Annotated in this window: 16 protein-coding genes; 9 read left to right on the top strand and 7 right to left on the bottom strand. The window is 65.4% G+C overall.

The genetic code is table 11. The features are described 5' to 3' along the window. Positions 1–111: 111 nt before the first annotated feature. From K359_RS0107965 to K359_RS0107940, 6 genes are all read right to left on the bottom strand, one after another. A complete protein-coding gene (locus tag K359_RS0107965) occupies positions 112–369 on the bottom strand; it encodes a hypothetical protein (RefSeq protein ID WP_029078868.1) in 258 nt (85 codons plus the stop codon). 194 nt (positions 370–563) lie between these two features. After that, a complete protein-coding gene (locus tag K359_RS0107960) occupies positions 564–827 on the bottom strand; it encodes a hypothetical protein (protein WP_029078867.1) in 264 nt (87 codons plus the stop codon). Positions 828–1,143: 316 nt separating this feature from the next. Beyond that, complete coding sequence (locus tag K359_RS0107955; protein WP_029078866.1) at positions 1,144–1,626, bottom strand: hypothetical protein; 483 nt, start codon at positions 1,624–1,626, stop codon at positions 1,144–1,146. Continuing rightward, positions 1,602–2,936, bottom strand: coding sequence for a DUF255 domain-containing protein (locus K359_RS0107950; RefSeq protein WP_165125058.1), 1,335 nt, complete (start codon positions 2,934–2,936; stop codon positions 1,602–1,604). Before K359_RS0107950 ends, K359_RS0107955 begins: the two co-directional genes overlap by 25 nt. A gap of 87 nt (positions 2,937–3,023) precedes the next feature. Next, positions 3,024–3,488, bottom strand: coding sequence for a DoxX family protein (locus K359_RS0107945; protein WP_029078864.1), 465 nt, complete (start codon positions 3,486–3,488; stop codon positions 3,024–3,026). A gap of 130 nt (positions 3,489–3,618) precedes the next feature. Beyond that, positions 3,619–4,350 carry a cytochrome c biogenesis CcdA family protein gene (locus K359_RS0107940; protein WP_156928408.1) on the bottom strand — a complete coding sequence of 244 codons (732 nt, stop codon included), beginning with the start codon at positions 4,348–4,350 and terminating at the stop codon, positions 3,619–3,621. 188 nt (positions 4,351–4,538) lie between these two features. On the opposite strand from K359_RS0107940, the gene K359_RS51435 reads away from it, so the two are divergent. Both K359_RS51435 and K359_RS58300 read left to right on the top strand, forming a co-directional pair. Next, complete coding sequence (locus tag K359_RS51435; protein ID WP_063618917.1) at positions 4,539–6,389, top strand: adenylate/guanylate cyclase domain-containing protein; 1,851 nt, start codon at positions 4,539–4,541, stop codon at positions 6,387–6,389. After that, positions 6,380–6,583: a hypothetical protein gene (locus K359_RS58300; protein ID WP_063618916.1), complete on the top strand. Its 204-nt coding sequence runs from the start codon at positions 6,380–6,382 to the stop codon at positions 6,581–6,583. The genes K359_RS51435 and K359_RS58300 overlap by 10 nt, the downstream gene beginning before the upstream one ends. Positions 6,584–7,548: 965 nt before the next feature. Here K359_RS58300 and K359_RS0107930 read toward each other — a convergent pair. Further along, a complete protein-coding gene (locus K359_RS0107930) occupies positions 7,549–8,295 on the bottom strand; it encodes a FadR/GntR family transcriptional regulator (RefSeq protein ID WP_245284542.1) in 747 nt (248 codons plus the stop codon). Between the two features lie 161 nt (positions 8,296–8,456). Here K359_RS0107930 and K359_RS0107925 point away from each other — a divergent pair, with 161 nt between their 5' ends. The 7 genes from K359_RS0107925 (at position 8,457) to K359_RS0107895 (ending at position 17,110) form a co-directional block, all read left to right on the top strand. Further along, positions 8,457–9,488: a TRAP transporter substrate-binding protein gene (locus tag K359_RS0107925; RefSeq protein ID WP_029078861.1), complete on the top strand. Its 1,032-nt coding sequence runs from the start codon at positions 8,457–8,459 to the stop codon at positions 9,486–9,488. Positions 9,489–9,497: 9 nt separating this feature from the next. Beyond that, a complete protein-coding gene (locus K359_RS0107920) occupies positions 9,498–11,354 on the top strand; it encodes a TRAP transporter large permease subunit (protein ID WP_029078860.1) in 1,857 nt (618 codons plus the stop codon). Positions 11,355–11,366: 12 nt separating this feature from the next. Beyond that, positions 11,367–12,350, top strand: a complete 984-nt coding sequence (locus tag K359_RS0107915) for a hydroxyacid dehydrogenase (protein ID WP_029078859.1) — start codon at positions 11,367–11,369, stop codon at positions 12,348–12,350. Positions 12,351–12,511: 161 nt separating this feature from the next. After that, positions 12,512–13,708 carry an ABC transporter substrate-binding protein gene (locus K359_RS0107910; RefSeq protein ID WP_245284541.1) on the top strand — a complete coding sequence of 399 codons (1,197 nt, stop codon included), beginning with the start codon at positions 12,512–12,514 and terminating at the stop codon, positions 13,706–13,708. A gap of 18 nt (positions 13,709–13,726) precedes the next feature. Continuing rightward, entirely contained in the window at positions 13,727–14,584 is an 858-nt protein-coding gene (locus tag K359_RS0107905) for a branched-chain amino acid ABC transporter permease (protein ID WP_035976315.1), read from the top strand. After that, positions 14,584–16,383 (top strand): ATP-binding cassette domain-containing protein, encoded by a 1,800-nt coding sequence (locus tag K359_RS0107900; protein WP_029078856.1) that lies wholly within the window; start codon positions 14,584–14,586, stop codon positions 16,381–16,383. The genes K359_RS0107905 and K359_RS0107900 overlap by 1 nt, the downstream gene beginning before the upstream one ends. Then, positions 16,364–17,110, top strand: a complete 747-nt coding sequence (locus K359_RS0107895; protein WP_029078855.1) for an ABC transporter ATP-binding protein — start codon at positions 16,364–16,366, stop codon at positions 17,108–17,110. Before K359_RS0107900 ends, K359_RS0107895 begins: the two co-directional genes overlap by 20 nt. Positions 17,111–17,187: the final 77 nt, after the last annotated feature.

The raw sequence follows: 17,187 nt of genomic DNA, 5'->3' as shown, positions 1-17,187 counted from the left end.
GACGTTCATGGCGTCTCCGCGTGGCAGGCGCTGCAATCGCAGCGTCTCGTCTGCAAAACTAACATGGAAACGAGGCCCGGCCTATGCCGGGCCTCGTCCCGCTCGATCGGTTCAGGCGGGCTCGAACTTGCCCTTGGCGGTGGTGCACTGATCCTTGGTCATGGACGAGAAGCCCTGACCCTTGCAGGCATTCTGGCCCTTGCAGGCGTGGTTGCCGCCCTTGCAGGAGCTCTGGCCCTTGCAGGCATTGGCGCCGATGCATTTGCCTTCGCCCGCGGCGTAGGACGGCGTCGACACGACAGCACCGGCGAGGAACAGCGTGGCTGCAGCGGCGGCAAGTGTGGCGCCGGACTTGGTCGTAACCTTCATGAGCGTCTCCTTACGGACGATGGTTGAAGGTGCGGCGCCCGCCGGCCTGCGACAGTCCCGGACCAGGGCTGCACCCGATTGATAGCTACGCACAGCAGTCCGTCCTGGTTACACCAAGGACGGACATTTTGCTGCTCGCAATGAAGAAAGCCCGGTCTGCGTGCCGGGCCTTCTCCGGCCGTTGACCGCTGCGATCAGCCTTTGACGAATTTGCCGCCTTGAGCCATGCACTGCTTCTCCGAGGCCATCGAGAAGCCGGTGCCCTTGCAGGCGTTCAGGCCCTTGCAGGAATTGGCGCCGCCCTTGCAGGCGCTCTGGCCCTTGCAGGCATTGCCGGCCATGCACTTGCCGGTGGCGGCATTGGCGGCGGTCGAGGTGGTTGAAACCACGGAGCCGGCGAGGAACAGGGTGGCCGCAGCGACGGCGAGCGTGGCGCCGGACTTCGAATTCAACTTCATGACGATCTCCTCGGTGATTGTTTGAATGCAGTAAACGTGGTCCGTGAGTATCCGATGATCGTTCGATCCCGGACCGCACAACGGATGGACATTCGGAGAACAATCAGATCGCAGGGGCGTCCGCGGCGCGGTGCTTCCCGCGATTTGAGTGCTGGTCCAAAATCAGCTACGGGGTATCAGGCGATTTGGTTACAGCGCTTCAAAAGAAAATTTTGTTCGACCCGGGTCTGATGCCCGGTTCATGTCAAACACCGCGGATCAAAGAGTGTTTCATTGCGCGGTGCCGATCGGTTTGCTGCATCGCACTCTCTGCATTTTAATCATTCTGCGCTGATCGCGCCGGCTTGAGCTTCGCCATCTGCGCCACGTTCGCCTGCAATTCCTCGGCACTGAACGCCGGGAATGAGCAGATGCGGTTGCTGCAGGCAAACGCCGCGGGCTCGCCGAGATCGGGATAGTCGACATCAGGGTTGGGCAGCTTGCCTTCGCGGAGGTCGAGCCATTCGAGCCGCTTGTAGCGGGCGGGCTGGGCGCGGGCGATCGCATGCAGCGCTAGCGCGCGGCCGTCATCCTTGTGTCCGACGATCGTCACATGCGTCGGTTCGACCGCGAGCTCCTCGTCGGCGAGCAGCACGCCGGGCAGCGGCCGCGGCATCTCGGCCGACGCCGCGCTCAAGTAACGCATGGCATGCGCCGCCTGTTCGCGGGTGCCGTTGCTGCCGGTATAGCGATTGAGCATGTTCATGAAACGCGCGACCTGGATCTGGTCGTCGATCAGTTTTGCGGGCTTTGCAAACACGCCCGCTTTCCCTCCGACGTCTTCGCGGTGAAGAAGCCGCCGGCCTCGTCGCGGAAGCCCGCGACGAAATCGCCTGCCTTCGCTGCCGCCGTCAGCCAGTCGCGATTGCCGGTCGCGGCGTAGAGATCGAGCAAGGCCTGTCCCATCGCGACGGTGTCGCCGAGGAAGGGGCCGCCGCGATCCGTCTCGCCATGGCGGAAGCCGCCATCCGGCAGCGCCCGATTGGCCAGCACCCATTTTGCCGCCCGCTCGGCGATCTCAAGCGCCTTCGGATCGTCGCTCGCGTCATGATAGGCCACGAGACCCGAGATCGCCCAGCCGTTCTCCCGCGCATAGAGGTTCTTGTCGATGCGGGGCAGGCCGAGCTTGCGGCGCTCGGCATCATCAAGCGCGTAGTATGTGTGGCCGTCGACATCGTGATTGAGATCGGCGTCCTGGCTGACATGGAAGGCGCCGTCGGGGCTCAGCAGGAAGCTTGTCAGGTAACGCTCGACGTCGCGCGCGGCCGCGAGATATTTCGGGTCCTTCCACAGCGCATAGGCGTGGCTGTATTGCCGCAGATATTGCGACTGGAACGAGATGATCTTCTCGAAATGCGGTCGCTTCCAGGAGCCGGCCTCGGAATACTGGAACACGCCGCCCCACACCGGATCGATCAGCGCGATCGCGGCATCGAGCGTCTGCCTCGCGCGCTTTGTCGCCGTGGCGTCGCCGGCTTCGGCGCGGCCGATCGCAAGGTCGAGGCTGTCGGCATCGATATATTTCTGGTTCTCGCCCCAGCCGCCGAGTTTCTCGTCGTAGGACTCGTCGAAGGCCTTATTCAGCTCAGCGCGCTGCGCCTTGCCGAGAAAGGCCGAGGCGGCGGGCTTGACCTCAAAGGCCTCGCCGACCGACGGGCCCGGCGAGGGATCGTCGATGATGGCCTTGAGCAGCGACTGCATCCGCTCCGGCTCGATATAGCCCCTGATCTTCGCGATCTCGGTGCCGTCAGGCGCGAACACGATGGTTGCCGGCCAGCCCCAGTCGCCATAGCGGCTGGAGAGGTCCGGATTGGCGTCCTGGTCGACGCGGACGGGGAGATATCTTGCCGACAGTAGTTCCTGCACCTTGGGGTCGGCGTAGGTCGTCTTCTCCATCACGTGGCACCAGTGGCACCACACCGCCTCGAGATCGAGGATGACGAAGCGCTTCTCGGCCGTGGCGCGTGCGAACGGATCGTGGCCCCAGTCGCTCCATGCCGGGCCGTCCGCCGCCAGCGATGGTGACGCGCTCAACGCCACGAGAATTGCGATGGTGCGGACAAGTCTCATGGCGCGCTCCTGGCGGCGAGGGGTCGTGTGAGCTACGTGCCCGCCCGGATCGGGGCTCGCCATGTCACGGGATCGTGAGCCAGCCTCTCAGGTCGCCGCCTTCTGGCCGGCCACCGCGTTGACCAGCAGGCGGTCGAGCGAGGCGGCGCCGGGACCTGCAATCGCAAGCCACATGAAGGCGGCGAAGTAGGTCGCTTCCTCGAAGCCGAGCAGCGTCTCCAGCGAATCGACGTCGCCCCATTTCGCCGACCTGATCGCGACGATCATCACCACCGCGAGCATCGCGGCGGGAATGCGTGTGAACAGGCCGAGGATCAGCATCGCGCCGCCGAAGCATTCGACGCCTGATACAAAGGGGGTGAGGATGGTCGGGAACGGAATGCCCCAGCCGACGAAATTCTCGGTGACCTGGGCGAGGTTGGTGAGCTTGCCCCAGCCGGCCAGCATGAAGGTGTAGCCGACGATGATCCGCATGATCAGCGGCCCGGCCCACGAAAAATGCGAAGCGATCCGCGCCGGCAGCAGAATCAGCAAATTAACGATGAAATTCATGCGAACCCTCCCGAATATCTCGCCAGGCCGCCTGCGCCCGTTGGGCGCACGCGCGGCAAAGGGCACGAGCTAAAAGCTACGGGCCCGTCATGGCAGGAGTTTCGCCGGTCGTGGCGGGCTTGTTACGCGCCTAGCCGATATTTTGCAGCGCCGGGAAGGTTTCCAGCAGCCAGACGCTGACGCCGGAGACGGCGCCGGTCAGAAAGCCGATGCCGGTCACGACCATCAGCACGCCCATCACCCGCTCGACGGTGTCGAGATGGCGCTTCATCCGCGCGAACAGCGAGGAGAAATGCTTGATCATGAAGGCCGCCAGCAGGAACGGGATGCCGAGCCCGGCGGAATACACCGCGAGCAGGCCGGCGCCCTTCGTCACCGTGGCCTCGGCGGCCGCAATCGAGAGGATGGCCGCCAGGATCGGCCCAATGCAGGGCGTCCAGCCGAACGCGAACGCAAGGCCCATGACATAGGCGCCCCACAGCCCGACCGGCTTCGGTGCGGTCATGCGCCCCTCGCGCATCAAGAGGCCGATCCGGGTCACGCCGAGGAAGTGCAGGCCCATGATGATGATGACGATGCCGGCCAGGATCGAGAGCTCGGCCGACCATGCCCGCACCAGCCCGCCGACCAGGGAGGCGCTGGCGCCGAGCGCGACGAACACGGTGGAGAAGCCCAGCACGAACATCAGCGCCGCCACCATCACCGCGCGCTTGGAGGCCGCGGTGGCGCCGTCCTGATTGACCTGCTCGATGGTCGCCCCGGTCAAATAGATCAGATAGGGCGGCACCAGCGGCAGCACGCAGGGCGACAGGAAGCTGACAAGGCCGGCGATCAGGGCTGCCGGGATCGAGACGTCGTGCATCAATGGACCTTCGAGGTAACTGTCTTGTCTTGGCGTGTACGCGGCCAACAATCCAGAAGTTTCGTCGCCGGCACATTCAACTATGGTCACAGGGCCGTGTCCGGGCGCTACGCCAAGGCCGTGCGGGTGAAACAAACCCTGATATGTTCCGTAGTGCGGTAATGAAACCGTTGATACGGACCCCAACGATGCGCATCGGCATCCGCAGCGCCATCTCGGCCCTCGTCCTGACCTCGATCGTGGTCAGCGCCGTCGGCGTGCATCTGTTGTGGTGGCGCACCGCACAACGGGTGAGCCAGACCCTGGCCGACACCATCAATGACCAGATCGTCTCCGCGGTCGGCGACGAATTGCAGTCGATCACGACCGAAGCGCGTTCGTCGATGACGGCGGTGCGGACGTTGTTGACCGAGAAGGTGCTGGACGCAAGCGACGCGCGCAAGCGGCAGTTCGTGTTCCTGTCGCAGTTGCAGTCGCAACCGACCATTTCATGGGTTGCATTCGGCTGGCCGGACGGCTCGTTCTTCGGTGGGCACAAGCTCGGCGATGCCGGCGTCGAGATGCTGACCATCTCACCCGACCGCAAGCTCAAGGCCGATCGATACGACTATGCCGGCATCGACATCAAGCTCAGGGATAGCACCGTCGAGGATGGCAAATATCTGGTCACCGACCAGCCCTGGTTTCGCGATGCAATCGCAGCCCGCGACCAGCAATGGTCGACGCTGACGACGCTGCCCCGCGGCGAGCGGCTGGCCGCGATGCTGGCGGTGCCGATCGACGTCGACGGGGAGCGCACCGGCGTGCTCGCCATCATCATCGAGCTGACCCGAGTGTCGAACTTCCTCTCGCAACTCACGGTCGGCAAGTCTGCGGGCGCCTTCCTGCTCGATCGCGACGGCAGCGTGATCGCGTCTCCCGATCCCGACGCCGACGAGCTGAATGCGCTGAAGACCGACCACCCGCTGCTGCCGGTTGCGGTCGCCGCGGTCAGGCAGGCCGGCAAGGCCTACGATCCCGGCGAGGGCGAGGCGTACCGCTCGCAGGTCACACGGGACGGGCAGGCCTATCAGGCGGTGCTGACGCCGATCTCGTTTCCGGGCTGGTCGCTGGTGACGGTGGTGCCGGAATCCGAATTCCTCGGCCCGGTGCGGATGACGATCCGCAATCTCCTGATCGGGCTAGCTGCGTTGATCGCGGCCGCCGGCCTGTTGTCGGCCTGGCTGGCGCAGCGCCTGATCGCGGCGCCCCTGATCAAGGTGGTCGGCGAGATCCGGCATGTCGAGCGCTTCGACCTCGACAAGGTCGAGCGGCATCCGTCGCGCCTTGCCGAGATCGAAAACCTCTCGGGCGCGATCGGCGACATGGCGCAGGGGCTCGCCGCGTTCCGCAAATACATCCCCGCCGATCTGGTGCGGCGGCTGGTCAGCGACGGCAACGGCGCGCGGCTAGGCGGCGCGGTGCGGCCGATGAGCGTGATGTTCATCGATCTTGCCGGCTTCACCGGCATGTCGGAGCGGCTCGGCGACCGCATCATCCCCCTGCTGTCGCGCTATTTCGACGTCGTCTCCGCGGCGATCCAGAAGGAGGGTGGTACCATCGACAAGTTCATCGGTGATGCCGTGATGGCGTTCTGGGGCGCGCCCGCGGCCAACCCGGATCACGCCGCGGATTGCTGCCGGGCGGCGCTCGCCTGTCAGCGCGCGGTGGCGCAGGCCGACCTCGCCGACGACAAGGGAGACGCGGTCGCGATCCGCATCGGCATCAACTCCGGCGACATGCTGGTCGGCAATATCGGCTCGGAGGTGCGGCTCAACTACACCGTGATCGGCGATGCCGTGAACATCGCAAGCCGCCTCGAGAGCACCAACAAGGTCTATGGCTCGACCATCATCATCGGTCCGGAGACGCGGCGTCTGGCCGGTGATCGCATCGTCGTCCGCGAGCTCGACCGGCTCGCCGTCTACGGCCGCGCCGGCGGGCTCGACATCTACGAGTTGATCGCAATGGCCGACGAGGGCGCGATCGCGTGCGACTGATCGCGTCCTATGAGGCCGGACTGTCGGCCTGGCGCGCCGGCGATTTCACCGCAGCGATCGCAGCGTTCGAGACCTCCCGGCAACTCCGCGGCGCGGATGCGGCCTCGTCGCTGATGATCGAGCGGTGCCGGCATCAGCTCGCCAATCCCACCGACGAGGACTGGGACGGCACCACGGTGGCACGCTCGAAATAGTTGTGTTGCGACGAGGTTCGGCTGGTGGATCGTAGTAGATCGTAGGATGGGTCGAGCGCAGCGAAACCCATCATCTTATCCGCGCGTTGAGAGGATGGGTTTCGCTGGGCTCGACCCATCCTACCATGCACATCGTGATGGCAACCAGTGTTGCCAATTCGACACGTCGGGCAACACAGCAAAAACCTGTCAATCCCCGCGCGCAGAAATAATTCGGTTTATCAGTAGAGCAACTCAGTGCTATAGGTTCACCCGTCTCACCCGATACGAGGGGCGGGTCGCGATCGTCACGAACGCGGTGTGGGATGCGGTGGACGCCGAGCGTGTCGCTGACGAGAGCACGCGAAGCGGACGGTGAAGTCGTGTGGTCCTGACGCCCTAGCGGCCGGTGTCCCCAAGCAACACGCGAAGGCGTGATGCGAGGGACAAACAAGCCCAGTCTCGCCGGGGAGAGCACGAAGTAAGCCGTAACCCATCGCGCAGGGAAAGCCGGATTGCTCCGGTTACACCTGTGGTCCTACCCCCGAGCTTTCTACCCATTGCTCGGGGCCCATGGGTGCGATCGGCACCCGGCTTTCCCTGCGCCCTCTGCAAGAGGAGGGCGGTCAAGAGATGCAAAGCTCGGACGAATCATGTCGCGAGAATGCAAAGCTGTGTCCCCACCCACACTGTCATCGCCCGGCTCGACCGGGCGATCCAGTCCGCCGCGGCCTTTCGGCTCAAGCACCGGCGTCTCTGGAATACTGGATCGCCCGGTCGAGCCTGGCGATGACACCGAGCAGGTTGTTTGACAGGTTGAAATCGAGAACCATCCTCGTGGTCGTCCCTGCGAAAGCAGGGACCCATAACCACAGGGTTGTGTTGTTGAAGCGAGCTGTGGCCCCAGCGTTGCGAACCAATTGGCATCGGTGGCTATGGGTCCCTGCTTTCGCAGGGACGACGATGAGGAGAGAGTCGTGCGCTCACTACCGCTTGCGCGCAGGTTTGCCCGCCGGCGTCTCGAACTCCCTGCCGCGAATTCGCACGAGGTCATCGGCGGAATTCGTCAGCAGCACGACGGTGGCCGCGCGCGCCGCCTCGGCCTCGCCGGCGGCGATCGCGTCGAGTACCGCGCGGTGTTCGCGCAGCGCGCGCGGGCGGTGCGAGCCCGGTGCGGCGATCGTAAAACTCTGGCGCAGGGTGATCTCGAACATCTGCGCGATCGGCCAGAAGAACTCGTTGCGGGTCGCGAAATAGATCGCTTGATGGAACATGATGTCGGCCGTGACGAAGTCGTCGTTGGTCCTCGCCGCGTCCATGCCGTCGCAGCCGGCGCGAATGCGGGCGATGTCGTCCGCCTCGGCATGGGTTGCCGCCAGCGCTGCGGCGCCGGGCTCGACCGCGGCGCGCAGCTGGAACAGTTTTGCCAGGTAGCGATCGATCTCCGCGGTCTCGAGGTGCCAGCGCAGCACGTCGGGATCGAGCTGGTTCCACTGCTCGGGCGGCCGCACCCGCGTGCCGCTCTTCGGCCGCGACTCGATCAGGCCCTTGCCGGTCAGGGTTCGCATCGCCTCGCGCACCACGGTGCGGCTGACGTCCATCATCTCGCAGATCTGCATCTCCGGCGGCAGCGTCTCGCCGACGCCGATATCGCCGCGCACGATGCTGCTGCCGACGTGGTCGGTGACCTGGCTGTGCACGCTCCGACGCAATGCGTTGGATGTCTGGAACATCGGAAGCCTCGCTGCGGTTGGTGCCTGCGCCGCCGCAGCGCCGCGCTCTTGCACAACCGTATCTGTTTTGTCATACATTATGACAAATCAGCTGCCAAGCTCACGCCGTTCAGGCGGGCGGCCAACACAATAACGATCCGTTCCTGGGGAGGAGCACCATCATGACGACGAACCGGGTGAGCCGCCGCATTGTGCTGCGATCGTCGGTCACGGCCGCGGCATGGCTTGCCGCTGCGCCCGCCATCATCCGCCGCGCCGAGGCCGCGACCCTGAAGATGCGATGCTCGTCGTCGCTGCCGAACGATCCCAAATACGCCAACGGTCGCGTCTACTACGACAATCTGGTCAAGAGCCTGAAGGCGAACGGGCTCGGCGAGCAGATCGACGTCACCTTCTTCCCGGACAACCAGCTCGGCCAGGAGATCGACGTCATCAACTCGGTGAAGCTCGGGGTGATCGACCTGATGGTGTCGGGATCGTCGATATCGGCCAATCTGGTGCCGCTGGTCGGCACCTTCGACCTCGGCTATCTCTTCACCAGCTATCAGCAGCAGACCAAGGCGTTCAACGCCGGCGCGGCGAAGCCGATCGAGGATGCGCTGCTCAAGGGCGCCAGCATCCATATCATCGGCTGGGCCTATAATTTCGGCGCGCGCAGCGTGCTGGCGAAGAAGCCGGTGAAGACGCCGGAGGATCTCGCCGGGTTGAAGATCCGCACGCTGCCCAATCCGATCATCACCGAGTGTCTGCGGCTGATGGGCGCCGCGGCGACGCCGCTGGCGTTCGGCGAGATCTACACGGCGCTGCAGGCCGGCGTGCTCGACGGCCTCGAGCACGATCCGCCGACCATCCTCGCCAGCAAGTTCTACGAAACGTCGAAGCACTATGCGCTGACCCAGCACATCTTCTCGCCGCTCGCGGTCTATTTCAGCGACGCCAGCTTCAAGCGCATGGATCCCAAGCTGCGCGAAGGCTTCCTCGACGCGGCCAACAAGGCCGCGATCGACACCCGCGCGCATGGCCTTGCGGTGGAGAAGGAGGCGCTGGCGACGCTTACGGAAAAGGGCGTCACCGTCGTCGAATGCGACAAGGAGGCGTTCCGCAAGCGCGTGCTGCCGCAGACCGACAATTTCATCAAGGCGCGGCCCGAGGCGAAGGCCGTCGTCGATCTGATCCGCGCCACCCAGGCCTGAGGTCGACGCATGTCGGTCGCCGCAGTCGCGACGAGAAGCAGCGCTGAGCGGATCACGGCGCCGCTGCTTGCCGCCAGCGACGCGATCGCCGCGATCCTGCTCGCTGCGGATCTCGTGGTGGTCTGCGTGTCGGTGCTGGCGCGCTTCCTGTTCAACGCGCCGGTCGAGTGGTCCGACGATGTCGCCCGCGGCCTGATGGTCGGCTCGAGCTTCTTCGGCGCGGCCAGCGCGCTCGCACGCAGCGAGAATCTCGGCGTCGCCTTCTTCGTCGACATGCTGCCGACGGGCGTGCGGCGGGTCGTCGATGCGGTCGGTGCGCTGCTCGCCGCCATCATCGCCTTCTACGTTGCATTCAACGCCATCAAGATGGGCTGGCTGACCACCGGGCAGACCTCCGGCTCCGGCCTGCCGCTGGAATGGACGTTCTATCCGATGGGCGTCGGCGCCTCATTTATGACGATCTTCGCGTTCGAGACGTTCTGTAGCCGCCCGCTCCGCGACATGGTGGCCGGCATCGTCGCAACGGCCGTCATCGTGGGCCTCTATCTGGCCTGGGATGCGCTGGCGCCGTCGTCCGTGCCATCGTCGCAGGCGCTGATGCTGGTCGGCTTCTTCCTCACTTTGTTCGGCGGACTGCCGATCGGCTTTGCGCTGGCGCTGGCGGCGCTGATCTTCATCTGGGTCGAGGGCACGCTGCCTGGCGTGATCTTCGCCCAGCAGATGGCGCGCGGCATCGACAATTTCGTGCTGCTGGCGATCCCGTTCTTCATCCTGGTCGGCTATTTGATGGAAGCCAACGGCATGTCGGTCCGGCTGATCGAGCTGCTGCAGCGTGCGGTCGGGCGGATGCGCGGCGGGCTCAATGTCGTGATGGTGATGTCGATGGTGCTGTTCTCCGGCATCTCCGGCTCCAAGATGGCCGATGTCGCCGCGGTCGGTTCGGTGTTGATCCCGGCGGCGCGCCGCTCGCGGCAGAATCCGGGCGGGGCGGTGGCGCTGCTCGCGGCTTCCGCTGTGATGGCGGAGACCATTCCGCCCTGCATCAATTTGATCATCCTCGGCTTCGTCGCTAATCTCTCGATCGGCGGATTGTTCGTCGCCGGCATGTTGCCGGCTGCCCTGATGGCGCTGGCGCTGATCGCGGTGTCAATCATCTTCGGCAAACGCCCTGCCGGGAACGTGGAAACCGAGCCGCGCGCCGCAGTGTCGGGGCTGTGGACCGGCGCGATCGCCTCGGTCGGGCTGATCTTCATGATCTTCTTCGGCTTCAAGAGCGGCTTCGCCACCGCGACCGAAATCTCCGCCTTTGCCGCGGTTTATGCGATCGCCGTCGGTAGTCTCTTGTTCCGCGAGCTCGGCGCGAAAAGCCTCGCGCACTGCTTTGTGCAATCGGCTGTTCGTTCGGGGCTGGTGCTGTTCATCGTCGCCGCGGCGCAATCGCTGGCCTTCATCCTGACGCTGCAGCAGGTGCCGCACGCGGTCGGCGACCTCATGCTGGCGATCTCGGGCAGCCACGGCGTCTGGCTGTTCATGCTGCTGTCGATCCTGGTGCTGGTAGTGATGGGCTCGGTGCTCGAGGGCGCCGCGGCGCTGATCATCTTTGGGCCGCTGCTGCTGCCGGTCGCCGTCAAGCTCGGCATCGATCCCCTGCATTTCGGCGTCGTGCTGGTGATCGCGATGGGGCTCGGGCTCTTTGCTCCGCCACTTGGCCTTGGGCTCTATGGCGCCTGCCTGATCGGCAATGTGCCGATCGAGCAGACCGTCAAGCCTATCGCTGGGTATCTCGGCCTGCTGTTGTTGTGCCTGCTGGTGATCGCCTTCGTGCCGGCGATCAGCACGGCCTTGCCGCATGCGCTCGGCTATTAGGGGAAGAGAAGCGTGAAGGTACTGCTCGCCCATACCCCGCAAATGCGCCGCGACTATTACGGCGAGCGTAGCCTGAACGGCCTGCGCGCGGTCGCCGACGTCAGGCTGCATGACGGCAACGAGGCGCTCGACGCGGCTGCGCTGGTCAGGGCCGCGGTCGATGTCGACATCATCGTCGCCGACCGCATGACGCAGGGGCCGAGCGAAATCTTTCCGCGCCTGCCGAAGCTCAGCGCCTTCGTGCGCTGTGCGGTCGATATCCGCAACATCGACGTCGCGGCGGCGTCTGCCGCCGGCGTGCTGGTGACGCAGGCGAGCACCGGGTTCGTGCAGTCGGTCGCCGAGCTCGCGCTCGGCTTCATGGTCGATCTGTCGCGCGGCGTCTCGCGCGCGACCGCGGACTACCATGCGGGCAGGGCGCCTGAGGTCGTGATGGGTCACCAGCTTGCGGGAAGCACGGTCGGCATCATCGGCTATGGCAGCATCGGGCGCCATCTTGCCGGGATCGCAAAAGTGCTCGGCATGAATGTGCTGGTCGCGGATCCCTTCGTGACGTCAGACGATGCCGCGATCCGGCATCTGCCGCTCGACGATCTCCTGGCAAGCGCCGACTATGTCGTCTGTCTCGCGATCGCCAACGCAGAGACCGAGAATTTGATCGGGCAAGCCGCACTGGCGCGGATGCAGAAGCATGCATTCTTCATCAACCTGTCGCGCGGCAACCTGGTCGACGAAGCGGCGCTGGCGGCCGCGCTGCGCGATGGCCGCATTGCCGGCGCGGCGATCGATGTCGGCCGTGCGCCCGACCAGATGCCGACGCCGGAGCTTGCGAAGCTGCGCAATGTGATCGCAACGCCGCATGTCGGCGGCCTGACCCCGCAGGCGATCGAGCATCAATCGTCGGAAACCGTGCGCCAGGTCGCGAAGATCATTGCCGGCGAGATACCTGTCGGCGCTGTCAATGCCGAGCGCTGGACGCGGCGGCCGCGGCCATGAAAGTTCGACTGATCCCAATGCCGTCCGCGGGACTGGACAAGACCTTCACATCCAGATCAAACTTGAGCTTGCAAAACCGCGGCCGTGAGCGCGCGGACAATCAATCAACGGACGTCCCGCAGCAAACGACGGGCGCCGAGAGGGAAACAGGGAGGCATCACATGGCCATTTCACGCCGTGACGTTTTATTGGGCAGCGCCGGCGCACTGGGCGCCGCATCATTCTCCTTCCCCGCTCCTGCGATCGCACAATCGGAACCGATCAAGATCGGTTGTCTCGCGGCGATCACCGGCCCGAGTTCGGCGCCGACCGTCGGTTTCAATCGCGGCGTCAATTTCGCGGTCGACGCCATTAACGGCGCCGGCGGGGTGAAAGGCCGCAAGATCGAGCTTGTGATGCGCGATACCCAGGGCGATCCAACCAAGGCGGTGAACGCCACGCAGGAGCTGATCAGCCAGGCCAAGGTTCATGCGATCTGGGGCCCGCTGAATTCGGGCGAGGCGCTGGCCACGACACCGATCATGGCGCGCGCCAAGATGCCCGACCTGCACCCCTGCGTCGTCGAGACCCTGATCGATCCGGTCAAGTTCCCCAATGCGTTCCGCATCGCGCCGTCAAACAATCAATGGGACGATGCCGTGCGCAATTACTGCCTGAAGATCCTCAAGGTGAAGAAGGTCGCTGTGATCGGCGACACCACCGGCTACGGCGTCACCGCGGTTGGCGCGTCGGTCGCGGCGTTCAAGAAGGACGGCGCCGAGGTGGCCTATCAGGCCAACATCGACGCCACGCAGCCCGACATGACGCCGGACATGCTGCGCGCCAAGAACGCCGGCGCCGAGGCGATCGTGGTGTGGAGCGTCTCGACCGGCATGGAGGCGCGCATGTTCAACACCCGCGCCGCGATGAACTGGGACGTTCCCTTCGTTGGACACCCGTCGATGGCTTCCGGCGAGCTTGCGAACCTGGTTGCAAAACCGGAGAACTGGAAGAAGGTCTATGCGATCGGCTACAAGAGCTGCAGCTATGACGGGGGCGGCAAGCTGCCGGCGAAGAGCGCGGACCTGGTCGCGCGCCTGACCAAGGCCAATGTCGCGCTGAACGACACGCTGTTGTGGTGGATCGCGGGTGGTATCGACTGCATCGAGCTGATCGCCAAGGCGGTCGCGGAAAGCGGCTCGACCGACAGCGCCGGCATTATCAATTACTGGAACTCGCTGTCGACCTATCCCGGCTATTTCGGCAATTTTCGCTTCTCGCCGACCCAGCATAACGGTTACCTGACCGAAGAGATCGTGATGTCGGAGGCCTCTACCGCCAAGGACGGCACCTTCGCGCTGGCGCCGGGATACACATAGAAGGGCGGGGGCGAGCCGATGCTGGCCTCGATCCTCGCATCCGGTCTCGCGGCGGGCGCGATCTACGCGCTGGTCGGCGTCACCTACAACACGATGTTCTCGACCTCGCGGGTGATGAGCTTCACCGCAGGCCAGCTTGCGATGCTGGGCGGCGTGTTCGGCTCGATGTTCACGCTGAAGCTCGGCCTGCCGATCGCGGTCGGCTTCGTGCTGACGCTGCTGTGCTGCGCCGTGATGGGGATCATCACCGAGTTCGTCGCGGTGCGGCCGGTGCTCAAGAGCCTCGACCAGCATCTCTACGTGCTGTCGACGCTCGCGGTCGCGCTGATGATCCAGCAGGTCACGGCGATCAAATGGGGCACCGAGCCACAGCCGTTCCCGCGCATCGTAGGATTCGGCGAGGGCGTTTGGGACGAAAAATTCTGGCTGCCGGTCGCCGCCTGCGCCGTCACTATCATCGGTCTCGAATATCTCTACCGCCGCACGCTGGTCGGCCGTGCGTTCCTCGCCATCGCCGAGGATAATTTCGCGGCACGCGCGCTCGGCCTGCCCGAGCGCAATCTGCGTGTCGCAAGCTACGCGCTCGCCGGCGTGGTCGGCGGCATCGCCGGATTTTCCGGCGGGCAGCTGCTGCTTGCCTTCTTCGCCAATGGCGCGCTGCTGAATTTCTACGGCTTCGTGCCGGTGGCGCTCGGCGGGCTCGGCAACAACAGAGGCGCGATCATCGGCGGGCTGGCGCTCGGCCTGTTCCAGCAGGCGGCGAACTTCCTGGTCGGCGGCATCTTCTCCTCGGTCGCGGTGTTCACGCTGTTCATCGTGGTGCTGCTAGCGGCTCCCCAGGGGCTGTTCGGCGCCTCGACTGCGCGGAGGGTGTGATGACATCGGTCGCCGCCGCTCCGCCCCGAACCGACAGCATCGCATGGCGCGCCGCGCTGCCGCACCTCCTGCCGTTCCTCGGCATTCTGGTGCTGGCCTTGCTGCTGCCTTTCGTCAGCAATGATTACTGGGTGCTGATCGGCACCCGCGCGGCGATCTACTGGGTGCTGGTGTCTGGCCTCAACCTGGTGGTCGGCTTTGCGGGCCATCTTGCGATCGGCTATGTCGCGCTGCTGACGCTCGGCGCCTACACCACCAGCGTGCTGGTCGCCGGCAATATGATGCCGGCCATTCCGGTTTTCGCCGCCTTGCCGATCGCAGGCCTCATCGGCGCGATCTTCGGCGTGATCGTCGGCCTGCCGGCGCTGCGCCTGCGCACCTTCTACTTTGCGATGTCGACCTTGGGCTTTGCGACCATCGTGACCCAGATCGCGCTGGCCTGGCAGAGCGTGACCGGCGGCGGCATCGGCATTGCCGGTCCCGAATTCCCGGCGCCGTTCAACACGCCGTGGGGGTTCTACGGCCTCTGTATCGCTTTCGCGGTCGTCACCACGTGGATGAGCGCCAATGTCGCGCGCAGCCGGTTCGGCCGCGCCTTGATCGCGGTGCGCGATGCCGAGGTTGCAGCCGAAGCCAGCGGCATCTCCAAGCCGAAAATGCTGATCGCGATCTTCCTGTTCGCCGGTGCGCTGGCGGCGATCGCCGGCGGATTGTTCGCGACCTTGCAGACCTACATCACGCCCGACGCCTTCACCTTCGATCTCTCGGTGCTGTTCTTCATCGCGATCCTGATCGGCGGCCGCGGCTCGATCCTCGGCCCGATGCTCGGCACCATCATCCTGACCATCCTGCCGGAGATCGCGGCGCCGCTCGCGGCCTGGTCGACCTTCCTCTATGCGGTGCTGCTGCTCGTGATCGTGCTGGTGATGCCTGGCGGCATCGCGGCGCTGCTCGATTTCCGCAACCGTCGCCCGCTCGCCAGCAACCGCGCCATCGTGCCCCGCCCGGCCGCGCTCGCCGCCATCGTGCGCCGGCGCGATGGTGGCAAGACGCTGCAGCTGCGCGGCATCGCGCTGAGCTTCGGCAATGTGAAGGCGATCGACGGTCTCGACCTCGACGTCGCGCCCGGCCAGATCCACGGCCTGATCGGGCCGAACGGCAGTGGCAAGACCACGACGCTGAACGTGATCTCGGGTTACTACGCCGCGAAGGCTGGCAGCATGACGCTCGGCGATGAGGTGCTGGCCGCGGGCCAGCCGGTGATGCGCGCCGCCTGCGGCATCGCGCGCACCTTCCAGACCCCGCGCGTGATCGGCGAAGCCTCGGTGCTGGAGAACGTCATGATCGGCGGCTCGATCGAGGGTAGCGCCAATTTCGTCGAGGCGATGCTGGCACTGCCGCGCAACGGTGCGGACGAGCGTCTGCTTGCCGCCAAGGCGCGGGCACTGCTCGGCGTCGTTGGCCTCGAGGCGCTTGCCGATGTGCGCGCCGACCGTTTGCAGCACAGCGAGCTACGCTTCATCGAGATCGCGCGGGCGCTGATGCTCGATCCGGATTTCCTGCTGCTCGACGAGCCGGCGGCGGGCCTCTCCAATGACGAGATCAAGCGGCTCGCGATCCTGATCAAGGCGGTCTGCGCCCGCGGCACCGGTGTGCTGCTGGTCGAGCACCATGCCGATCTGATCTTCGACATCTGCCACCAGGTCACCGTGCTCAATCTCGGCCGCACGCTGGCGGCGGGAACGCCGGCGGAGATCCGTGTCCACAAGGAGGTCGTCAGTGCCTATCTCGGCGGCTGAACCCCTGCTTAACGTGAGCGCGCTGGAATCCGGCTACGGCAAGATCCGCGTGCTGCACGGCATCGACATGACGATCGCCGCCGGCGAGGTCGTGGCGCTGCTCGGTCCGAACGGCGCCGGCAAGACCACGCTGCTGCGCGCGATGTCGGGACTGTTGCCGGTCACTGCAGGGCGGGTCCGGTTCGGCGGACGCGACATGACCAACGCCTCGCCGCGCGATGCCGCGCGGGCCGGTCTGGTGCACGTGATCGAGGGGCATCGCGTGTTCACGCAGATCTCGGTCACCGACAATCTGCTGCTCGCCGGCTACGACCTGCCGCGCGCCGAACGGACTGTACGCATCGAAGAGGCGTTGGCGTTCTTCCCCGAGATCGCCGAGAAGCGCCATGAGCGCGGCGGCGCGTTGTCGGGCGGGCAGCAGCAGATGCTGACCGTGGCGCAAGGCCTGGTTCGCCGCCCCCGGGTCCTGATGCTGGACGAGCCCTCGGCCGGATTGTCGCCGGTGCTGGTCGATCGCGTCCTCAATGTGATCGGCCGGCTGCGGGAGCAGGGCACCTCGGTGCTGCTCGTCGAACAATTGTTGGAGAAGGCGCTGGCCTGTGCCGATCGGGTCTACGCGCTGGTGCAGGGTGCGATCGCGCTGGAGGCGCCGACCGGCGAAAGTGACCTCGCGCACAGGCTCGAGCGCGCCTATTTCGGCCATGAAAGCCACGCGCTGGGTGCTTGAGCCCGCCTTAACCCGTCTGCTTAAAGGTAAGACTTGGCGCCGGACGCCGATTCTGGCTTCATGAGGCCTCATGCGGC

Origin of the sequence: Bradyrhizobium sp. th-b2 (assembly GCF_000426785.1) — a bacterium.
Lineage (GTDB): Bacteria > Pseudomonadota > Alphaproteobacteria > Rhizobiales > Xanthobacteraceae > Bradyrhizobium > Bradyrhizobium septentrionale.
This window is presented reverse-complemented; position numbering and strand designations above follow the sequence as displayed.

What these genes read in the sequence shown, in the direction of transcription:
- K359_RS0107965 (WP_029078868.1), bottom strand. Translation starts at nt 369, where the DNA reads ATGAAGGTTACGACCAAGTCCGGCGCCACACTTGCCGCCGCTGCAGCC.
- K359_RS0107960 (WP_029078867.1), bottom strand. Translation starts at nt 827, where the DNA reads ATGAAGTTGAATTCGAAGTCCGGCGCCACGCTCGCCGTCGCTGCGGCC.
- K359_RS0107950 (WP_165125058.1), bottom strand. Translation starts at nt 2,936, where the DNA reads ATGAGACTTGTCCGCACCATCGCAATTCTCGTGGCGTTGAGCGCGTCA.
- K359_RS0107945 (WP_029078864.1), bottom strand. Translation starts at nt 3,488, where the DNA reads ATGAATTTCATCGTTAATTTGCTGATTCTGCTGCCGGCGCGGATCGCT.
- K359_RS0107940 (WP_156928408.1), bottom strand. Translation starts at nt 4,350, where the DNA reads ATGCACGACGTCTCGATCCCGGCAGCCCTGATCGCCGGCCTTGTCAGC.
- K359_RS51435 (WP_063618917.1), top strand. Translation starts at nt 4,539, where the DNA reads ATGCGCATCGGCATCCGCAGCGCCATCTCGGCCCTCGTCCTGACCTCG.
- K359_RS0107930 (WP_245284542.1), bottom strand. Translation starts at nt 8,295, where the DNA reads ATGTTCCAGACATCCAACGCATTGCGTCGGAGCGTGCACAGCCAGGTC.
- K359_RS0107925 (WP_029078861.1), top strand. Translation starts at nt 8,457, where the DNA reads ATGACGACGAACCGGGTGAGCCGCCGCATTGTGCTGCGATCGTCGGTC.
- K359_RS0107920 (WP_029078860.1), top strand. Translation starts at nt 9,498, where the DNA reads ATGTCGGTCGCCGCAGTCGCGACGAGAAGCAGCGCTGAGCGGATCACG.
- K359_RS0107910 (WP_245284541.1), top strand. Translation starts at nt 12,512, where the DNA reads ATGGCCATTTCACGCCGTGACGTTTTATTGGGCAGCGCCGGCGCACTG.
- K359_RS0107905 (WP_035976315.1), top strand. Translation starts at nt 13,727, where the DNA reads ATGCTGGCCTCGATCCTCGCATCCGGTCTCGCGGCGGGCGCGATCTAC.
- K359_RS0107900 (WP_029078856.1), top strand. Translation starts at nt 14,584, where the DNA reads ATGACATCGGTCGCCGCCGCTCCGCCCCGAACCGACAGCATCGCATGG.